This is a genomic window from Halorubrum tropicale (assembly GCF_001280455.1).
GTDB classification, from domain to species: Archaea; Halobacteriota; Halobacteria; order Halobacteriales; family Haloferacaceae; genus Halorubrum; species Halorubrum tropicale.
The window spans coordinates 373,760-393,467 of the sequence record NZ_LIST01000001.1 but is presented as its reverse complement, the minus strand read 5'-3'; the positions used below and the strand labels follow the sequence as shown (position 1 = coordinate 393,467).

The 19,708-nt window shown below is 66.8% G+C and carries 16 protein-coding genes; 11 read left to right on the top strand and 5 right to left on the bottom strand.

Features of this window, described 5'->3' with window-relative positions:
* Positions 1-100: 100 nt before the first annotated feature.
* The 7 genes from lysW to argF are packed head-to-tail and all read left to right on the top strand — an operon-like array spanning position 101 to position 6,491.
* Entirely contained in the window at positions 101-289 is a 189-nt protein-coding gene (gene lysW, locus AMR74_RS01770) for a lysine biosynthesis protein LysW (RefSeq protein ID WP_004599337.1), read from the top strand.
* A gap of 41 nt (positions 290-330) precedes the next feature.
* Complete coding sequence (gene lysX / locus AMR74_RS01765) at positions 331-1,248, top strand: lysine biosynthesis protein LysX (protein ID WP_053770973.1); 918 nt, start codon at positions 331-333, stop codon at positions 1,246-1,248.
* Positions 1,245-2,318 (top strand): N-acetyl-gamma-glutamyl-phosphate reductase, encoded by a 1,074-nt coding sequence (argC, locus tag AMR74_RS01760; RefSeq protein ID WP_053770349.1) that lies wholly within the window; start codon positions 1,245-1,247, stop codon positions 2,316-2,318. The genes lysX and argC overlap by 4 nt, the downstream gene beginning before the upstream one ends.
* Entirely contained in the window at positions 2,315-3,247 is a 933-nt protein-coding gene (locus AMR74_RS01755) for an acetylglutamate/acetylaminoadipate kinase (protein ID WP_053770348.1), read from the top strand. Before argC ends, AMR74_RS01755 begins: the two co-directional genes overlap by 4 nt.
* Positions 3,244-4,371 (top strand): aspartate aminotransferase family protein, encoded by a 1,128-nt coding sequence (locus AMR74_RS01750; protein WP_053770347.1) that lies wholly within the window; start codon positions 3,244-3,246, stop codon positions 4,369-4,371. Before AMR74_RS01755 ends, AMR74_RS01750 begins: the two co-directional genes overlap by 4 nt.
* Complete coding sequence (locus tag AMR74_RS01745; RefSeq protein WP_053770346.1) at positions 4,371-5,534, top strand: [LysW]-lysine hydrolase; 1,164 nt, start codon at positions 4,371-4,373, stop codon at positions 5,532-5,534. The genes AMR74_RS01750 and AMR74_RS01745 overlap by 1 nt, the downstream gene beginning before the upstream one ends.
* Positions 5,535-5,591: 57 nt before the next feature.
* Complete coding sequence (gene argF / locus AMR74_RS01740) at positions 5,592-6,491, top strand: ornithine carbamoyltransferase (RefSeq protein ID WP_053770345.1); 900 nt, start codon at positions 5,592-5,594, stop codon at positions 6,489-6,491.
* 47 nt (positions 6,492-6,538) lie between these two features.
* On the opposite strand, the gene AMR74_RS18940 is transcribed toward argF, so the two are convergent.
* Together AMR74_RS18940 and AMR74_RS01735 are read right to left on the bottom strand one after the other, a co-directional pair.
* Complete coding sequence (locus AMR74_RS18940) at positions 6,539-6,694, bottom strand: hypothetical protein (protein ID WP_167551886.1); 156 nt, start codon at positions 6,692-6,694, stop codon at positions 6,539-6,541.
* A 511-nt stretch (positions 6,695-7,205) separates the two neighbouring features.
* On the bottom strand, positions 7,206-7,937 hold the full coding sequence (locus AMR74_RS01735; protein ID WP_167551885.1) for a TlpA family protein disulfide reductase: 732 nt from the start codon (positions 7,935-7,937) through the stop codon (positions 7,206-7,208).
* Between the two features lie 137 nt (positions 7,938-8,074).
* Here AMR74_RS01735 and AMR74_RS01730 point away from each other — a divergent pair, with 137 nt between their 5' ends.
* The gene (locus AMR74_RS01730; protein ID WP_053770343.1) at positions 8,075-8,728 is read left to right on the top strand and encodes a helix-turn-helix domain-containing protein; all 654 of its coding nucleotides are present in this window, start codon (positions 8,075-8,077) and stop codon (positions 8,726-8,728) included.
* 461 nt (positions 8,729-9,189) lie between these two features.
* Here the strand turns inward: AMR74_RS01730 and AMR74_RS18355 are convergent, their stop codons facing one another.
* Together AMR74_RS18355 and AMR74_RS01725 are read right to left on the bottom strand one after the other, a co-directional pair.
* On the bottom strand, positions 9,190-9,453 hold the full coding sequence (locus tag AMR74_RS18355; protein WP_139042952.1) for a hypothetical protein: 264 nt from the start codon (positions 9,451-9,453) through the stop codon (positions 9,190-9,192).
* A 676-nt stretch (positions 9,454-10,129) separates the two neighbouring features.
* Positions 10,130-11,827: a choice-of-anchor I family protein gene (locus tag AMR74_RS01725; RefSeq protein WP_240471119.1), complete on the bottom strand. Its 1,698-nt coding sequence runs from the start codon at positions 11,825-11,827 to the stop codon at positions 10,130-10,132.
* 756 nt (positions 11,828-12,583) lie between these two features.
* Here AMR74_RS01725 and AMR74_RS18350 point away from each other — a divergent pair.
* A complete protein-coding gene (locus AMR74_RS18350) occupies positions 12,584-13,108 on the top strand; it encodes a DUF4440 domain-containing protein (protein WP_139042951.1) in 525 nt (174 codons plus the stop codon).
* Here AMR74_RS18350 and AMR74_RS01720 read toward each other — a convergent pair.
* On the bottom strand, positions 13,050-14,285 hold the full coding sequence (locus tag AMR74_RS01720; RefSeq protein WP_053770342.1) for a twin-arginine translocase subunit TatC: 1,236 nt from the start codon (positions 14,283-14,285) through the stop codon (positions 13,050-13,052). The genes AMR74_RS18350 and AMR74_RS01720 overlap by 59 nt on opposite strands.
* Before the next feature lie 156 nt (positions 14,286-14,441).
* On the opposite strand from AMR74_RS01720, the gene tatC reads away from it, so the two are divergent.
* On the top strand, positions 14,442-16,658 hold the full coding sequence (gene tatC, locus AMR74_RS01715) for a twin-arginine translocase subunit TatC (RefSeq protein WP_053770341.1): 2,217 nt from the start codon (positions 14,442-14,444) through the stop codon (positions 16,656-16,658).
* 97 nt (positions 16,659-16,755) lie between these two features.
* Positions 16,756-19,707: an excinuclease ABC subunit UvrA gene (uvrA, locus tag AMR74_RS01710; RefSeq protein ID WP_053770340.1), complete on the top strand. Its 2,952-nt coding sequence runs from the start codon at positions 16,756-16,758 to the stop codon at positions 19,705-19,707.
* Position 19,708 lies beyond the last annotated feature (1 nt).

Below are 19,708 nucleotides of genomic sequence, written 5' to 3'. Positions count from 1 at the left end.
ATTTCGCCGATCTGCTTCCGTTAGCGGCCGGTCTACTTTGTATAAATTATCTTACAAGTTCGAAGCCTTTATGCCCGTTCACGGCGGAGATGTGAGCACGATGACGAGCGACACCGACACCCTGACCGCGGAGGACCCGATCACGGGCGAGGAGATCGAGATCCCGGCCGACGTCGAGGTCGGCGAGATCATCGACAGTCCGGTCACCGGGACCGAACTGGAGGTCATCTCGCTCGACCCGGTCGTCTTGGAGGAGGCGCCGGAGCTCGAGGAGGACTGGGGCGAGTAGATGGCGACGACCGCCACGGCCGCGACACGCGAGTGGTCGACATGCGCGTAGGGGTCCTCTACTCTCGGATCCGGAAAGACGAGAAGCTCCTCCTCGACGAGCTTCGCGACCGGGGCCACGAGGTCGAGAAGATCGACGTCCGGAAGGAGCGGTTCGGGCTGGAGTCCACGACGGCGGCGGTCGACGACCTCGACCTCGTCGTCGACCGCTGCCTGTCGACGAGTCGGTCGCTGTACGCGACCCGCTTCCTCGACAGCTACGGCGTCCCGGTGGTGAACTCCCCCGAGACGGGCGACGTCTGCGCCGACAAGGCGAGGAACTCGCTCGCGCTCGCCGAGGCGGACGTGCCGACCCCGGCGACGGAGGTGGCGTTCACGAAGGAGGCCGCCTTGGAAGCGATCGAGGAGTTCGGCTACCCGTGCGTCCTCAAGCCGGTCACCGGCTCGTGGGGCCGGCTGATGGCGAAGATCGACTCTCGCAACGCCGCCGAGGCGATACTGGAACACAAGGAGACGCTCGGCCACTACGAGCACAAGGTGTTCTACGTCCAGGAGTTCGTCGACAAGCCCGGCCGCGACGTCCGCGTCCTGGCGGTCGACGGCGAGCCGGTCGCGGCGATGACGCGGTCGTCCGACCACTGGCTCACGAACGCCGCGAAGGGCGGCGAGACGGAGTCGTTCGACCTCGACGAGCGGGCGACGGAACTGGTCGAGAAGGCCTCGGACGCGGTCGGCGGCGGCATGCTCGGCGTCGACCTGATGGAAGTGGGCGTCGACGCGGACGCCGACCCCGCCGAGGGCGGCGCGGAGGACTACACCGTCCACGAGGTGAACCACACCGTCGAGTTCAAGGCGCTCGACGCGGCCACCGATGTGGACGTTCCGGCGCGGGTCGTCGACTGGCTGGAGGCGAAAGCGGGCGAGTTCGCCGAGGGATCGGTCGCGGGGGTGGACGCGTGAACACGACCGACGGCGGCGACGCGACCGCGGAGACGTACACCGCGAGCGTCGTCGGCGGCACCGGCTTCACCGGCGGCGAGCTGCTGCGGCTCCTCGCCGGCCACCCGGGATTCGAGGTCGTCCAGGCCACCTCGCGGTCGGCCGACAACATGACCGTCGGGCGCTCGCACCCGAACCTGCGCGGGCTCGACCTGCGCTTCTCGGACCCAGACGACCTGGCGTCGGTCGACGTGCTGTTCGCGGCGACGCCGCACGGCGTCTCGATGGGCCGGGTCGACGAGTTCTTGGAGGCGGCCGACACGGTCGTCGACCTCTCGGCGGACTTCCGGCTCCCCGAGGCCGACGCCTACGACGAGTGGTACGACGGCCACGAGTCGCCCGAGTACCTGGAACGCGCCGAGTACGCGCTCCCGGAGATCAACCGCGAAAATCTCCCCGGCGCCGACCTGATCGCCGGCGGCGGCTGCAACGCGACCGCGGCGATCCTCGGGCTGAAGCCGCTCGTCGACGCGGGCGCGCTCGGTCCCGAGGCCGGCGAGGTCGTCGTGGACGTGAAGGTCGGCTCCTCGGAGGGCGGCGCCGGCGGCGGCGCGGCCTCCTCGCATCCGGAGCGGTCGGGCGTCGTGCGCCCGTACGCGCCCACGGGGCACCGCCACGAGGCGGAGATCGAGGCGTACCTCGGCCTCTCCGTCTCCTTCACCGTCCACGCGGTCGACATGGTGCGCGGCGCGAGCGCGACCTGCCACGTCTTCCCCGACGAGCCGGTCTCGAAGGGCGACCTGTGGGGCGCGTACCGCGACGCCTACGCCGACGAACCGTTCATGCGGATCGTCTCGGGCGGGGGCGGCGTCTACCGCTACCCCGAGCCGAAGTCGGTCGCCGGGACGAACCACGGCGAGGTCGGCTTCGAGCTCGACCCCGGGAACCGGCGCGTCGTCGTCTTCTCGGCCATCGACAACATGACCAAGGGCTCGGCGGGACAGGCGGTCCACGCGGCGAACGTCGCGCTCGGGCTGCCCGAGACCGCCGGCCTCGAGTTCGACGGGCTCCACCCCGTGGGATCGCCATGAGCGGGGAGCGGACCGGCGGCGCGGCCGCCGACGAGCCCCCGGTCGTCGTGAAGGTCGGCGGCGCGAAGGCGGTCGACCCCGCCGGCGCGGTCGGCGACGTGGCGCACCTGACGGCGAACGGCCGCGAGGTCGTCGTCGTCCACGGCGGCTCGACGGTCGTCGACGAGACGCTCGAACGGCTCGGCATCGAGCCCGAATACGTCGAGTCCGCCTCCGGCGTCACCGGTCGCTTCACCGACGCGGCGACGATGGAGGCGTTCGCGATGGCGATGGCGGGCAAGCTCAACACCGAGCTGACGGCGCGGTTCCGGTCGGCCGGGGTCGACGCGGTCGGCCTCTCGGGCGTCGACGGCGGGCTCCTCTCCGGGCCCCGCAAGTCGGCGGTCCGCGTCGTCGAAGACGGCAAGCGGAAGATCCGCCGCGGCGATCACTCCGGACGGATCGAGTCGGTGAACGCCGACCTGCTCGCCGGCCTCCTCGACGACGGCTACACCCCGGTCGTCTCGCCGCCGATGGCGGGCGACGAGGGCGACGGCGAGGTGAAACCCGTCAACGCGGACGCCGACCGCGCGGCCGCGGCGGTCGCCGGCGCGCTCGGCGCCGACCTCGTCCTCCTGACCGACGTGTCGGGCGTGTACGCCGACCCGGACGACCCCGAGACGCGCATCGACGCGGCCGCGACGCCCGAGGAGCTGGCGGCCGTCGAGGACGCCGCCGAGGGGTTCATGGGCAAGAAGGTGATGGCCGCGACGGAGGCGCTCGAGGGCGGCGCCGGCCGCGTCGTGATCGCGGACGCCAACGTCCGCGACCCGGTCGTCGCCGCGCTCGGCGGCGAGGGGACGGCCATCGAGCGGTCCGCGCTCGGCGACGGCGCGGGCGACGACGCCGGCGGCGGCGAGGCCCCCGAGGAAGGGGGTGAGACCGCGTGAGCGGCTTCGTCTTCTCCGAGAAGCCGATCGAGATCGCCTCGGGCGACGGGGTCCACCTCACGGACGCGAACGGCACCGAGTACCTCGACTTCGGCGCCAGCTACGCCTGTACGCCGGTCGGCCACTGCCACCCCGAGGTCGTCGACGCCGCGACGAGCCAGCTGGAGGAGCTCATGTACGTTCAGGCGTCGTACCCGCACGCGGCGCGGACGGCGCTGTACGAGCGGCTGGCCGAGCTCGCGCCAGTCGACATCGACAACGTCTGGCTCTGTAACTCCGGCACGGAGGCGAACGAGGCCGCGCTGAAGTTCGCCCGGCACGCGACGGGCCGCGAGAAGATCGTCGCGACCACGCAGGGGTTCCACGGCCGGACGATGGGGACGCTCGCGACGACGTGGAAGGACAAGTACAAGGAGGGGTTCGGCCCGCTCGCGGGCGGCGTCGAGTTCGTCGAGTACGGCGACGCCGACGCGATGCGCGAGGCCGTCGACGAGGACACCGCCGCGGTCATCCTAGAACCGCTCCAGGGCGAGGGCGGGATCAACCCCGTCTCAACCGAGTACCTCCAGGCCGTCCGGGTCGCGACCGCGACGAGCGGGGCCGCGATGATCCTCGACGAGATCCAGACCGGGCTCGGCCGGACCGGGTCGATGTGGGCCGCGGAGAATCACGACGTGGTCCCGGATATCCTCACGACCGCGAAGGGACTCGGCAGCGGGCTCCCGATCGGCGCGACGCTGTGCCGCGACTGGATCGCCGCGGACGCCGGCGACCACGGCTCGACGTTCTCCGGTGGCCCGGTCGTCTCCGCGGCCGCGGGCGCCACCCTCGACGTGATCGAGCGCGAGGACCTGCCCGCGCACGCCGACGAGGTGGGGTCGTACCTCCGCGGCGAGCTCCGGGACCGCCTCGGCGACGACGTGCGCGACGTGCGCGGCGACGGGCTGATGGTGGGGATCGAGGTGCGCCGCGGCTCGAACCGGCTGCTGCGCGACCTCGCCATCGAGCACCAGATCCTCGCGCTCCCCGCGGGGCGGACCGTGCTCCGCCTGCTCCCGCCGCTGACGATCGAACGCGGGCACGCCGACGCGGTCGTCGACGCGATCGAGGAGGTGATCGGCTGATGGCGGCCGGGAAGGGACGTGAGGCCGACGCCGCGTCCGAGGAGGGCGGCGACGTGGTCGCCGGCGGCGGCTACCCGGCGGCCTGCGACACGCCCGCCCGGAAGCTGCTGTACGACATGGTCTCGATCCCCTCGCCGTCGGGCGAGGAGGAGCGGGCCGCGGAGCGGCTCGTCGACTTCTTCGAGGCGAACGGCCGGGAGGCGTGGATCGACGACGCCGGGAACGTCCGCGCGCCGGCGGACGACGCCGTCCTCCTCACCTCCCACGTCGACACGGTGCCGGGCGACATCCCCGTCGAGGTGCGGCCGGCGCCGCCCGAGGGCGAGCTGCCCGAGCCCTCGGACGTGCGCGTCGGCGATCCCGGCGACCCCGTGCTGTGGGGCCGCGGCGCGGTCGACGCGACCGGCCCGCTCGTCGCGATGGCGGTCGCGGCGGTGAAGACGGGCGTCTCGTTCGCGGGCGTCGTCCGCGAGGAGGTCGACTCCGGCGGCGCGCGCGCCCTCATCGGCGACCGCGACGCGCCCGAGGCGGTGATCAACGGCGAGCCGTCGGGCTGGCGGGGGATCACCCTCGGCTACCGCGGCCTGCTGGAGGGGACGTACGTGAACACGAGCGAGTCGGGCCACTCCTCGCGGCCGGAGCCGAACGCGATCCAGCACGCGATCGACTGGTGGCACGGCGTCGAGGAGACGTTCACCCCCGACGACGACGAGACCGCCGTCTTCGACCAGGTGACGACGAAGCCCATCTCGGTCGACGGCGGCCTGAGCGACGACGGGCTCGCCGTCGAGGCGACGATGGACGTCCAGCTCCGGGTCCCGCCCTCGCGGCCGGTCGACGAGATCCACGAGCTGGCGGAGGCCGAGCTGACCACCGGCTCGGTCCACTGGGGCGAGCCGATGCCGCCGGTGATGGAGAGCCCCCGGACCGACCTCGCGCGGGCGTTCCGCGTCGCGATCCGGGGCGCCGGCGGCGACGTGCGCCTGCTCCGGAAGACCGGCACGAGCGACATGAACCTCTTCGCGGCCGCGTGGGACTGCCCGATGGTCACCTACGGCCCCGGGAACTCCGACCTCGACCACGCGCCCGACGAGCGGCTCCCGCTGCCCGACCTCGACCGCGCCGTGTCCGTGCTGACCGAGGTCTGCCGCGAGCGACGCTGACCGACCGCCGCGACCTTCGAACTCGACCGGTCTCCAACGACACCACACCACCCAACGATGCCACTCGCCACCGACGACTTCCTCGACATCGACGACGTGACGCCCGCCGAACTGGACGCCCTGCTCGACCGCGCCGCCGCGATGAAGGCGGGCGAGACCGACCCCCGACTGGCGGACGCGACGCTCGGGATGATCTTCGAGAAGCCCTCGACGCGCACCCGCGTCTCCTTCGAGACCGGGATGACGCGGCTCGGCGGCCACGCCATGTTCCTCGGCCCCGACGACATCCAGCTGGGCCACGGCGAGCCGCTGCGCGACACCGCGCGCGTCCTCGGCCGCTACGTCGACGGCGTGATGGCGCGCCTCTTCGACCACGCGGACGTCGAGGTGCTCGCGGAGTACGCCGACTGCGCCGTGATCAACGGACTCACCGACGAGGCGCACCCCTGCCAGACGCTCGCGGACCTCCTCACGATCCGCGAGACGGTCGGCGCGGACGCCACGGTGGCGTGGGTCGGCGACGGCAACAACGTCGGGCAGTCGTTCGTCGTCGGCGCGGCGATGGCCGGGATCGACGTGGAGGTGGCCACCCCCGCCGACTACGGGATGAACCCCTCCGTCTTCGACCGCGCCGCCGAGTTCGGGCTGGACGTGACGCCGACGACCGACCCCGAGGCCGCCGTCGAGGACGCCGACGTGGTGTACACCGACGTGTGGATCTCGATGGGCCAGGAGGACGTGCGCGACGAGAAGCTCGCCGCCTTCGACGGGTTCCAGGTGAACGCCGACCTGCTCGCCGGCACCGACGCGAGGGTGATGCACTGCCTCCCCGCGCACCGCGGCGAGGAGATCACCGACGACGTGCTCGAATCCGACCGCGCGCTCGTCTGGGACCAAGCGGAGAACCGGATGCACGCGCAGAACGCCCTGCTCGTCGAACTGCTCGGCGACGACTGAGGCCTGCGGGCGCTCGGCGGGCGACGCGTCGGGGGGCCGCCGCGTCCTCACTGACGCCGCGGCGGGTCGCGGTCGTCCATGAGGAAGACGCTGTCCTGATGCGGGTCGAAGTACACCTCCAGCGCGCGGAGGGCGCCCACGTACGCCGCGATCGCGGCGAACACGAACGAGACCGCTGCCGGAACGAGGAGACCGAGGACCATACGCGACCGTTCGCTCGTCCGGCGACAAAGGCGTATCGACGGCGCGCGCCCGTGAGCGGCCGCCGGTGGCGGCCGCGAACAGCACCGCGCGAGGGAGTCGGCCGACCGGAGGGAGGCCGACGAGGCTGGGGAGGCGCGAGGTGCGGTCTGTGCGGAGCGGGACGCAAAGGGGCAGCCGTGAGCGGGCACGGGCCTTCACGAGGGCAACCGCTCGTGAGCCAATCAGAACGCTCCGCGCTCTGATGACGACGGCAGCCCGCAGGGAGCGAGCAGCGCGAGCGACTGAGGAGCACAGCGAGCGTGCGCCCGTCTCACGGCGGGGGCATTGGCGGTGTCCGCCGACGGTCCGTTATCACGGCTCCGTTGAAACCCTAAAGAACGGATAGGATCGCCGTGCGAGATACAGAGCGTGTATCTATCACGGCATCGGATTAACGGGCCCGGCGTGACCGGTAACCGATCATCACGATTGAGCGGAATTCCGGGCTTTTTGCGGCGGATCGTATCTTAACTACTTGTTCGACGACTTGCTTCTGAACTCTTTTTTCAGATGCATCCAGCCGAGCACCGGCATGTTCTTCAGGAAGTCCCAGACAGCTCTCGGGCCCGCCTCAACTAGCACTCGGATGGCACCCTTCTTTCGGGTGAAAAAAAGCGGCCGCCCCCGGTAGATATCCCGTTTGTATATCCGATCGTCCTCCCGTCGCTCAAGTATCTCCCTGACCTTGCTCACGTGGTTCCAGTCGCCCCGCATCACAACGACTCCGTCCGGGTTGATGACGTGCACCGAATTCGGCATACCGCCGTACTTCCGGTGGCCCGTTCCTTCGATATCGTCCACGAGGACCGTGCGCTCGACATCGTAGTCGGCCTCAAACTTCCTCGCGCGTTCCAGTTTGTCCTGGAACGAGTGGTGCGCCTCGCAGTTCTCTCCTGGGTGGGCCTCCCGCGTGTACAAGAGGATGAATACGACGTCTTCGAACTTTTGAGAGAGTTTATCCATAGCCTGGACCTTCGAATCGGTAATCGGACACGTGAGGCTTCCCGTCTCTAAGACTACCCAGGATCCCCCGAAGTCGGAGAGGCTGACGGCATTCCCATCGAGCGTGGTCGCCTCGAAATCGGGGGCCTCGTCACCCGGTCTGGGACCGTCGAATCGCTTGAAATCGTAGTACTCCGGCCCGAAATGCCGGTAGTTGTACGTATCTGTGACATCTCTGCGGGCTGTTTCGGGCGTTTCCATGGCACTCATAGCAGTTGGGTACGGTGGGGGGAAGAGTTAGGCTACTGCCTAGCACTATCGGTAGTATATATGAGAGCCGGTGAGAGAGGCGTTGATTGGTGTCCGCAGCGAGGACCGAAGCGAGAAACGTACGTCGTATGAGAGCGGTCACGTTCACCCTCGGACAGCCTTCCGGTTCGCATATCTCCTCTCGGATGTTCGGCCCGGACTCGGAGTTCGAACGGGATCGAATTCATCACCTGAACATCCTGGCGGACGAAACTGTTGTCCTGCTCGGCCGGCTGCGCGGTGATATGGACGACGCGGCGAGGTTGTTGAGCGAAAACGCGGACGTCCTCGGTCACAGCATCTCCAGCGAGCAGGGCGGGAGCGCGCTTGTGTACGTCCATGCCCACCCACCACCCGAACTCAAGGAGTTCCTCAAGTTACCACGTACGCACGAGGTGTTCTTCGACTTCCCCATCGGGAGCACGCAGGACGGGCGACTCCGAGTGGTTCTGATCGGGGAAACGAACCAGGTGATACAGGAGGCCCTCGCCGATCTACCACCAACACTCGACGTGTCGATTGAACGGATCGGACCCTATTTGGAGGCAGGGACGCCGCTGCCTGTCCAGTTGACGGACCGTCAACGAGAGGTGCTCAATGTCGCCCTCGATCTCGGGTATTATGACGTACCACGCCAAACGACCCATCGGGATATCGCAGACCGATTGGAGCTTTCTGCTGGAACGGTAGGCGAACACCTCCAGAAAATCGAGTCTCGGGTGTTCGAGGCATTCCGTTCCTAAACCAACTCGGTCGCGCGAGCCTCCGTATCCGGTAGGATTCGACTCCATGAATGGGTGATGAAAACGATCGATAGATTACTTTTCGAGGTGATTTCGAAAGAACTCTCTATGCAAGACTCGCGCCCTCCATGCAGCACGAATCAGCTGAACCACTCGTCTCCTGTCAGTATCGGCCTGACCGATACAGAGGGTGAATCTCGCACAGAGTTATCTCCAGATTCGATCAGGTCGGATCGGTCAACACAGGCTATTCGTTTCGCATTTGTCGTCTCCTTGTCCAGAATGATTCGTGTCGGACACCGCAGACGCGGTATATTTGTCTTCTTCGACTCAAAGGCATCAACTCAACAATATCAACAATCCCTATAAAAGAGCGAACCGCGGTTTTGAGAATGTAATATCGCAGTACAAGACTTTATTGTGTCCGTATCGGTGACGCATAAATGCCGGATCAATAGGTGTTAAATATAGACCGCATCGGCCGATTGAAAGCTGATATCGTAATAATTTGTTCCCTTCTCGATATAGACGTTTTCTGGCCTTTTTTCGGCTGTAACGATGATGTCACGGATTCTGTCTGCAAGTTCTCGAAACGGGTCTGGGGGAGGATAAACGCACGTTTCGGCGGATCCATGATCCACCGCAAAGGCGACTACCATGCGTGTGTCTGATGAGAGTGATTCGAATCCGATCGATGGTGCAGATGAACGGAGTTCGTCAGCCACCGAATCGAGGGTAAGGCTCGTTTTATGTGGTCCGTCTTCTGGTGGCTCCATGGACTCACATTCGACATTTTCGTGTAACCACTGAGGGGTTGTCCGTGGAGGTCCCTGCCTAGGGTCACCTGATTGGGTCGTATCAGACGGTGTACTCAGACAACCAGCAATAATTACTGTCATAGGGACGCTCGTTTTGAGGAAGGTCCGGCGGGGCTGATCGGAGGGCATCACAATTTGTCAATTAAGTCTATTAGACGAAAAAGCCATGAAGGGTCAAAGAATTGTTTGAGACTATTTTTTGTTGATAAAGATATTCCAGTTTTTGATAGTTGAGACATTATTCCGAAAGCTGGGAAAAGCCGACTCCATTGAAATCCTCTTTACCTCCCACGATTTGTCGGGAGATTAGTTTCTAACCGGATTGACGAAAACTAGTAGGAACAGTCGTTCTTCTTAGTGTCGATTGCTAACAAATGAAATCAAGTCGTACCGTACTCGCGCCCTCTATGCAGCACGGGTCTGAAAACATATCACCGAGTGAGGATTTCAACAGAGCCACTAATTTCTAAACGGTCAGGGGACGGTGGTGACCCGAGGAGGCAGGCACCATTCAGGTCAGCCGCGACGGTCCGGGGAGTCGTTCCGGGGCCAAGGGGACGACTCGACGGCTACCGGGTCGGCGTCACCGACCGCGGCCATTACCCTTCCCGTTACTGTTATGAGGGCCCTTCCCATTACCCCGGTCCTCATCGTCGTCTCCGCGATCGTCGCCATCCTCGCGTTCGTCGTCGTCGATACCCTGCTCTTCGCTAATCACACGGAACACCGCTGTCGTCCCGCTTATCTCGTGGCCGACGAACACGAGCGGGTCGTCTGTAGGGCTCTCCCCGGCAGTCGCGAAGTCGAGCCCTTCGGGACCGAGGTCGCCGGCGGCACTCGCCTCGGCGTCGCCGTTGGCGATCTCGCCCTGGATGTCGAAATCGAAGTCCCGGTTGTTGACGTAATCGACGAACGTGGCTTTCTCGGGGTCGGTGATGTCGTAAACCATGACCCCGCCGACGCGCTCGAGGCCGATGAACGCATAGTGGCGGTCACCCACCTGACCGAGCGCGAGCCCCTCGGGTTCGGGACCCTTGTTGTCGCTGCGGCTGTCGCCCGTGTTCTCCGTGTTGTCGTTGTTGAAGTCCTCGCCGAACCGCTCGGCCGTGATCTCCTCGAAGTCGCTCCCGCTGTCAAACACCAGCTTGCCGTTCGTGGTGAAGATGCTGAACGACCGCCCGCCGAAGACGTAGAGTTCCTCGTAGAGCCCGTCGCCGTCGATGTCGCCGAGCGTCGTCGTCGCGTTCTTATTCCCGAGGTTCTCGGGTGCCTGCAGTTCCTCGACGCTGTCGATGCCCTCGATCTCGTCGAAGTCGAAGGCGTCGGGGTCGAGTCGGAGCTCCGACACCTCCACCTCCTCGCTGAACGAGTCGTAGTCGCGACTGTCCCCCTCGTTCGCCGTGACGATGTAGGTCTGCCCGTTCGGGCTATACGCGCCGATAGCGTCGGGCTGGAGGATGCCGTTGATCGGCCAGTTGCGGGTGTTCACACCGCCGTCTTCGTTGCTAGCGTCGGGTTCGTTCCCTGTCTGGCTGAAGTCTTTGAACCCCAGCGGCAGTAGGCGTGTGACCCGCGCCTGCCGGATGTCGATTTCCGCGATGGCGTTGTTCTCCTGGAGTGAGACCCAGGCAGTCCGAGAGTCGTCGCTGATCGTAACGTACTCCGGCTCGAAGTCCTGCGAGGCGCTCGCGTTCGGCCCAAAGATACGGATGCCCTGTCGGCGGAGCTGGTTCTCTCGGCCGTTGAACCGCTGGAATCCTGCAGTGTCGACCGTGGCGTCGTCAACGCCTTCGGAGAGGTCGACAATGCTGACCGAGCCCCGCGGGTCGTACGCGTAGTTCTCCGTCGGCTCACCCTCGTTCGCGACGAGCACCCGCTCGCCATCGGGAGTGAAGGTGACTTTGTCCGGGAGCGGGCCGACAGGCGCGGTACCCAGGAACTCGAGCGTCTCGGGGTCGTAGAAGCCGACCAGCCCGGGGTCCTGTGCGACGGTCGCCTCGAGCGCGACGGCGACGAGCTCTTCGGACGTCGCCACGCTGTTCGCAGACGCCACGGCATCGAGGGAGCCCACGGCGTCGATCGGGCTGTTCTCTACGGGCGTCGGATCGGACGGGTCCGCGACGTCGAGCACCTCGACGCCGCCGATGTTGGCGTTGACCACGAACAGCTGCTCGGTCGGGGCGTGATAGGCGACGATCTCCGCCCCACCCTCATCGAAAAGATCCTGCCCCTCGTAGCGACCGATCTGTTCTAGCCTGACGGTCTGCGATCCGTCGAACACACTTGCCGCCTCGGCACCTGACGCCCCGCTCGTCAGCCCCGACTCGCTCGCACCGGCCGTGCTCGCAAGCAGTCCTAAAGCGGTCCCACCAGCCAGACTGAGGACGGTCCGGCGTTTCAAATCGTCCGTCTGTTGTGGTTGTTTCACAGATAGTCACTTTTAGAGTTATGTGATATTCTTTTATAATTTATATATTGAGAGGTTCGGAGACAACAAGTCGCCTATGCCCATATCAAGCTCTATATTTCTCTTCTGACATCTCAAGTTGGGTGTGGAGACCGGCGGCAAACGGTTTGGAGCTGTCCACGATTACCCCACAGGAGGGTACGATCGGTCGTCGAAGCGGTGGCCGACGGCGCTCACTGTTAGATCAAATAAGTGACCACGGCCACAGTCACGGTGTTGAGGTGTACGTCGAACATTACCCGGACGGATCATTTGCCCTCCGACCGGACGCGAACTGTCAGCACGTCATCGTCAAGGCGAGCGACTTGGCGGCGAACGTTCCACACCGTAGCGACCTGATTCTCGGGAACAATACCTACCGAGGCACGTTAGCAGGCATAATGTATCCACACTCTGAGTGTTGCACGCCTTTTCTGACAGCGTTCGGGGAGGTTTCTGAGGTAATGCTGAATACAGAGAGTGTATACGGCAGCGGAAGTCCCTCGACACTGTCACGGCGTTCATGCGTGCCAGCACTCCTGATAGCAAGCTGGCGGTAGAATTATCCTGAGCGCTGTTCTGCTCTTGATTATGGGCTCCAAGGAGTCGTTACTGGAACTGGAGCGCCAGTTGTGGAACGCCGACGAGGAGTTCTATCGAGACAAGCTCTCTGAGGATGCCGTGATGGTGTTCCCGGAGCCGACCGGCATACTGGACCGTTCGGCTGTGCTTGAATCACTGGGTGGAGCCAACAGGTGGCAACGTATCGAGTTCGGCGACGAACAGTTGCTCAAAATCGACGACGACATTTTCCAGCTGGTATATCGGGCGGTTGCAGAACGTAGTGAGGACGGGTCCGATACACGGCGTTCATCACCACGACATATGTCCGGGTCGACGGGTCTTGGCGACTCAGCTCTCATCAACAGACGCCAATCGACGAGTGAGTTGGGTCCCGTCGTCGCTGACCGACTCGCGCTCTCTATGCAGCACAGCTCTAAAGACATATCACCTACTGAGGGGTTCAACGAAGCCAAACGAGCGACACCGCCCGGATCTAATTCCCGGTCCAGCGCAGTATCGCGAGCGTCCCCTCGAAGAGGGCGATCATCGTGAGCGTCACGATGATCGGCGCCATCCCGGTCGGGTCCGGGCTGAACAGGAACGCGATCCCGAGGAACGTCCCCCAGAAGATCAGCCGCTTCGCCTCCAGCCACTGCCGGGTGACGAGGTTCATCATGATCGCGAGCATGATGAAAAGCGGGATCTGGAAGACGATCGCCATGAACGCGAGCATGATGACGATCAGGTTGAACGTCTCCGCGAGCCCGAAGGCGATCGTCGCCGCGTCGGAGGTGTAGGTGGTGAAATACGAGAAGATCGCTGGCAACACGAGAAAGTGCGCGAAGGCGATTCCGATCCCGCCGAGGATGAGGCTCGTCGGCACCGCCGCGAGGTAGTAGCGCCGCTCGGTCTGGTACAGCCCCGGCCGCATGAACCGGTACGTCTCGTAGACGAACGCCGGGAGCCCGACCACGACGCCCGCGAGGCCGGCCACCTTCAGCCGGGTGAGCGGGAGTTCGAGCGGGCCGTACAGTCGCGGCCGGTTCTCCATCGGCGCCGGGATGTGGTAGCTCCAGAAGTAGTTGATGAGCTCCGTCGACTCGGTGACGACGACGAGCGTCGCGAGGCCGCCGATGAGGAACACGACCGCGAGCCGGCGCATCATCTCCTCGATGTGCACGGCGAGCGGCATCTCCTCGTCCGTCTCGGGGCCCTCGATCCCGTCGAACGGCTCGTCGTCCTCGGTCGTCGGCACGCCGGCGGTCGCGGGGTCCGCGGCCTCGGCGGTCGTCGCCGGGGTGCCGCCGTCGCCGGCGGCCTCGGCGTCGTCCACCGTCGCGTCGTCGGCCGACAGTTCGCCGTCCGCAGACGCCTCGTCGTCCGCAGACGCCTCGGCCTCGACCGACTCCTCGTCGGCCTCGTCACCGTCGTCGAGCGCGGCCGACCGACCGGCGTCCTCGGCCTCAACCACCTCGTCCGGGTCCGAGAGCGTCTCCGGCGACCCGTCGTCGTCGCCGTCCGTCTCGCCCGCCGCGGAGTCGTCGTCGCCGTGGGTCGACCCGACCTCGGGCTCGACCTCGGCTGTCACCTCGGACTCGACGCCCGCGGACGGCTCCGCGTCGGTCTCGGACCCGTCGTCGACGGCGCCGTCGCTCTCGGGTTCGGCCTCGTCGGTCGACCCGTCAGCGGCGGCCGAGTCGTCGTCGCGCGACCGGTCCGAGTCGTCCATTCAGTTTCCCTACGCGACCGGGCGGTTATCAACCTTTTCGGATAGCGGCGCCGCGCGGGACCGATCGGCGTCGCTCCGCGGGCCGTCCCGGAACGGCGCCGGCGGCGGCGCCCGCGGTCGAAAAGGTTGATAACGGCGACGGCCCTCGCCCTCCGTATGGCGAGCGCCCTCGACGAGGACACCCAACGGTCGATCGCGGAGGGCCAGGAGACGGCAAAGGCGTTCCTTCGCTCGATCCAGAAGGACCTCCAGAAGGTGTTCGTCGTCTTCCTCATCGGCTTCCTCGCGACGTTCTGGGCGCTGCGCACGTACATCTGGGACCGGCTCCGCGAGGTGACGGAATCGAACATGAGCGCCGCGGTCGCCGAGGAGGCCGACATCATCGCGACGACTCCGTTCGAGGTGATCCTCCTCCAAGCGAAGATCGGACTGATCGTGGGCGCGATAACCGCGATCCCGCCGCTGATCTACGTCACCCGCGACGAGCTCCGCGCCCGGGGGATGTGGCCGCAGTCGCCGATCGCTCGGTGGAAGCTCGCGCTGCTCGGGCTGCTCGGCGCCGGCCTGTTCTCCGCCGGCGTCGCCTACGGCGTCTTCGCCTTCTTCCCGCTGATGTTCGGCTTCCTGGCCGAGTTCGGCCTGGAGGCCGACATTCAGCCGACCTACGGGATCGTGATGTGGACGGAGTTCATCGTCTTCCTCTCGCTGTCCTTCGGGCTCGCCGGACAGATGCCCCTCCTCATCACCGGGCTGTCGTACGCGGAGATCGTCCCGTACGAGACGTTCCGGGACAAGTGGCGCTACGCGGTCGTCGCCATCTTCGTGTTCGGCGCCGTCTTCTCCCCGCCGGACCCGTTCACGCAGCTCCTGTGGGCGTTCCCGCTGGTCGCGCTGTACGGGTTCAGCCTCTACCTCGCGAAGCTCGTCGTCACGGCCAAGCGGAGCTCCGACCGCATCCACGTGCTCGGCGCGGTCCGGGACCACTGGAACGTCGTCGGGGGCGCGACCGTCCTCGGCGGCGCGCTCGTGTACGGCTTCTACGAGTACGGCGGCCGGACCGCGGTCAACGGCCTCCTGCGGCTCGCGGGGAGCACCCGCCGCTTCCTCGCGCCGGGCGAGGGGCTCGGCCTCGACCCCGCGACCGCGCTCTGGGTCTACGCCGCCCTCTGGGCGCTCGCGTTCGCGGCCGTCGCGACGCTGTGGGCGGTGTACACCGACCTCGACACGACGAGCGCGGGCGCGCAGTACGGCGACCCGACCGCGATCGACGTGGGCGAGCTCGACGCCGCGGGGGTGCGGGCGGCCCCCGCGGACGCGTTCGCCGAGATGGGCGAAGAGGAGTCGCTCGCGCTGGCACAGGCCGCGATCGACGACGACGACCCGGAGAAGGCGCAGGCGATCCTCGACCGCTACGACGAGGTGAACGAGGGGAGCGACGACGACGGCGAGTCGGACGCGAGCGACGCCGACGCCGCGGGCGACGCCGGGGGCGGCGGGGGCGGCCTCGTCGGCTCCGTCCAGAACCGGACCTCGCGCGCCGGCTCGACGTTCCTCGCCGAGCTGACGGACGGCAACGAGGAGGCGGCCGAGGACGACATCGGCGGCTACTACAAGGACCTCAAGTTCATCTTCGACTCGCTGCGCACGCGGTCGTTCCGGATCGTCGCGGTGTTCGGCGCCGTGATGGCGGCCGCGTTCACGTGGCTGTACCTCGGCGGCCTCGGCACCGTCCGCGCCGACCTCGAACGGCGCGTGCCGGCGGAGGTGGAGGGCGGGATCAACATCATCACGCTCCACCCGGTCGAGGCGCTCATCTTCATGGTGAAGTTCTCGGTGATGCTCGGCATCTTCGCCGCGTTCCCCGTCGCCCTCTACTACGCGTGGCCCGCGCTCCGCGAGCGCGGCTTCGTCGCCGGGCGGATCTACCAGGTGTACCTCTGGGCGGGCGCGCTCGGCGCCGGGATGATCGGCGGCTTCGCGCTCGGGTACACGACCATCGCGCCCGGGATCATCGGCTGGCTCGTCACGGACGCGCGCCTCGCCGACATGGTCATCACCTACCAGGTGAGCGACTTCCTCTGGCTCGTCATCTACACCACGATCGGGATCGGCTTCCTCGCGGACATCCCCATCGCGATGGTGCTCCTCAACAACGCGGGCGTCCCGTACCGCGTGTTCCGGGAGCGCTGGCGCGAGGTGACGATCGGGATCATGCTCGTCGCGGCGGTGTTCACCCCCGCCGACGTGATCACGATGTTCCTCGCGACGATCCCGCTAATGCTGGCGTACGGGATCGGCGTCGGCGTCCTCTTCCTCGTCACCTTCGGCGGGCGCCGCGACCTCTCGCCGCCCGCGGAGTTCATCGGGGAGTGAGGCCCGCGCGCTCGGCGCGGTCGCCGGCGGCAACGGCCTGGCGAGGCCCCCGCGACCGACGACTATTCCCGCGCGCGCCCGCAACGGCAGAGTAGAAATGAGCAAGGACTACATCGAGGTCCGCGGCGCCGAGGAGCACAACCTCAAGGACCTCGACGTCCGGATCCCGCGCGAGGAGTTCACCGTCGTCACCGGGCTCTCGGGCTCGGGGAAGTCGTCGCTCGCGTTCGACACCGTCTACGCCGAGGGGCAGCGGCGCTACATCGAGTCACTATCCGCGTACGCCCGCAACTTCCTCGGACAGATGGACAAACCGCAGGTTGAGTCCGTCGAGGGGCTCTCGCCGGCCATCTCCATCGACCAGAAGAACGCCGCGAACAACCCCCGGTCGACGGTGGGGACCGTCACGGAGCTCCACGACTACCTCCGCCTGCTGTACGCCCGGATCGGCACGCAGTACGACCCGGTCACCGGCGAAGAGGTCGGCGAGCAGTCCGCCCAGGACATGGTGAACCAGATCCTCGACCTCCCCGAGGACACCCGCGCGAAGATCGCCGCGCCCATCGTCCGCGACCAGAAGGGCGCGTTCGAGGACCTGTTCGAGGAGCTGGTGTCGGACGGGTACAGCCGCGTCGAGGTCGACGGCGAGCCGGTCGACCTCACGCTCGACGACCCCGAGCTCGACGAGAACTACGACCACACGATCGACGTGATCGTCGACCGCGTCACCGTCTCGCCGGACGCCCGCTCGCGGATCACCGACTCCGTCGAGACCGCCCTCGAAGCGGCCGGCGGCGTCCTCAAGCTGATCGTCCCGGACCCGCCCGAGGACGTGCCGTTCGCGTCGAACGCGCGCTCGACGGGGTCGCTCGCGGCCGACGCCGACGGCGACGACCGGCTCGTCGTGGAGTTCTCCGAGGAGCTCGGCAACCCCAACTCCGACGTGCAGTTCTCCGCGGTCGAGACGCGCTCGTTCTCCTTCAACAGCCCGTACGGCGCCTGCCCCGAGTGCGAGGGGATCGGCTCGACGAAGGAGGTCGACGAGGACCTCGTGATCGAGGACCCCTCCAAGCCGCTGAAGCACGTGTTCGAGCCGTGGAGCTACGACCGCACCTACTACTCGCGACAGCTCGACAACGTCGCCGACCACTTCGGCGTCGACCTCGACGCGCCGTTCGAGGAGCTCGACGAGGAGATCCGGCGGCAGTTCCTCTACGGGACCGACGACCTGGTCCACTTCGAGTGGACGACGAAGAACGGCACCCGCGAGAAGACCGAGCGGTTCGAGGGCGTCATCCCGAACCTGGAGCGCCGCCACGTCGAGACCGACTCCGAGCGCGCCCGCGACCACATCGAGGAGTACATGGCCGTGACGACCTGTCCCGAGTGCGAGGGGACGCGCCTGAAAGAGCAGTCGCGGCACGTCCTGGTCGCGGGCACGTCGATCACCGAGGTCAACGAGCTGTCGATCGCCGAGGCCCGCGAGCACTTCGAGGGGATGGAGGCGGAGCTGACCGAGCGCGAGACGACCATCGCCGAGGAGATCCTCAAGGAGATCCGCGCGCGCCTCGGCTTCATGGAGGAGGTCGGCTTGGAGTACCTCACCCTCGACCGCGAGGCGTCGACGCTGTCGGGCGGCGAGAGCCAGCGCATCCGGCTCGCGACGCAGGTCGGGTCGGGGCTCGTCGGCGTCCTCTACGTCTTGGACGAGCCCTCCATCGGGCTCCACCAGCGCGACAACGACCGGCTGCTCGACACCCTCGAAGGGCTCCGCGACCTGGGCAACACCCTCCTCGTCGTCGAGCACGACGAGGAGACGATGCGGCGCGCCGACGAGATCATCGACATGGGCCCCGGCCCGGGCAAGCGCGGCGGCGAGGTCGTCGCGCAGGGCGACTTCGACGAGGTCGTCGCCGCCGACGAGTCGGTGACCGCCGACTACCTCGCGGGTAGGAAGGGGATTCCGGTGCCCGACGAGCGGCGCGAGCCCGAGGGCGAACTCGTCGTGCGCGGCGCCCGCCAGCACAACTTGAAGGACTTGGACGTGCCGATCCCGCTCGGCACGCTGACGACGGTGACCGGCGTCTCCGGCTCCGGGAAGTCGACGCTCGTCAACGACATCCTCTACAAGGGGCTCGCCCGCGAGATGAACGACAACACCTCGGTCGACCCCGGCGCACACGACGCGATCGAGGGGCTCGACGACGTCGAGACGGTGCGGCTCATCGACCAGTCGCCGATCGGGCGGACACCGCGCTCGAACCCCGCCACGTACACGGACGTGTTCGACCACGTCCGCGAGCTGTTCGCGGAGACGAAGCTCTCGAAGCGTCGCGGCTACGAGAAGGGGCGCTTCTCGTTCAACGTGAAGGGCGGGCGCTGCGAGGAGTGCGGCGGGCAGGGCACCGTCAAGATCGAGATGAACTTCCTCTCGGACGTGTACGTCCCCTGCGAGGAGTGCGGCGGGGCCAGGTACAACGACGAGACGCTCGACGTGGAGTACAAAGGGAAGACCATCGCCGACGTGCTCGACATGAGCGTCGCGGAGGCCCACGAGTTCTTCGAGAGCCACCGCGGGCTCGAACGCCGGCTGAAGCTGCTGAAGGACGTGGGGCTCGGCTACATGGAACTCGGCCAGCCCTCGACCACGCTCTCGGGCGGCGAGGCCCAGCGCGTGAAGCTCGCCGAGGAGCTCGGCAAGCGCGCGACCGGCGACACGCTGTACCTCCTCGACGAGCCGACGACGGGCCTGCACAAAGAGGACGAGCGCAAGCTGATCGACGTGCTCCACCGGCTCGTCGACGCCGGCAACACCGTCGTCGTCATCGAGCACGAGCTCGACCTCGTGAAGAACGCCGACCACGTGATCGACCTCGGCCCCGAGGGCGGCGACGGCGGCGGCGAGCTGGTCGCGGACGGCACGCCCGAGGAGATCGCCCACGTGGACGCCTCTCACACCGGTCGCTACCTCCGGGACATGCTCCCGAAGGTCGACCTCGAAGGCCCCCGCGACGACCGCCGGAAGCCGGCGGTGGCCGACGACGACTGAG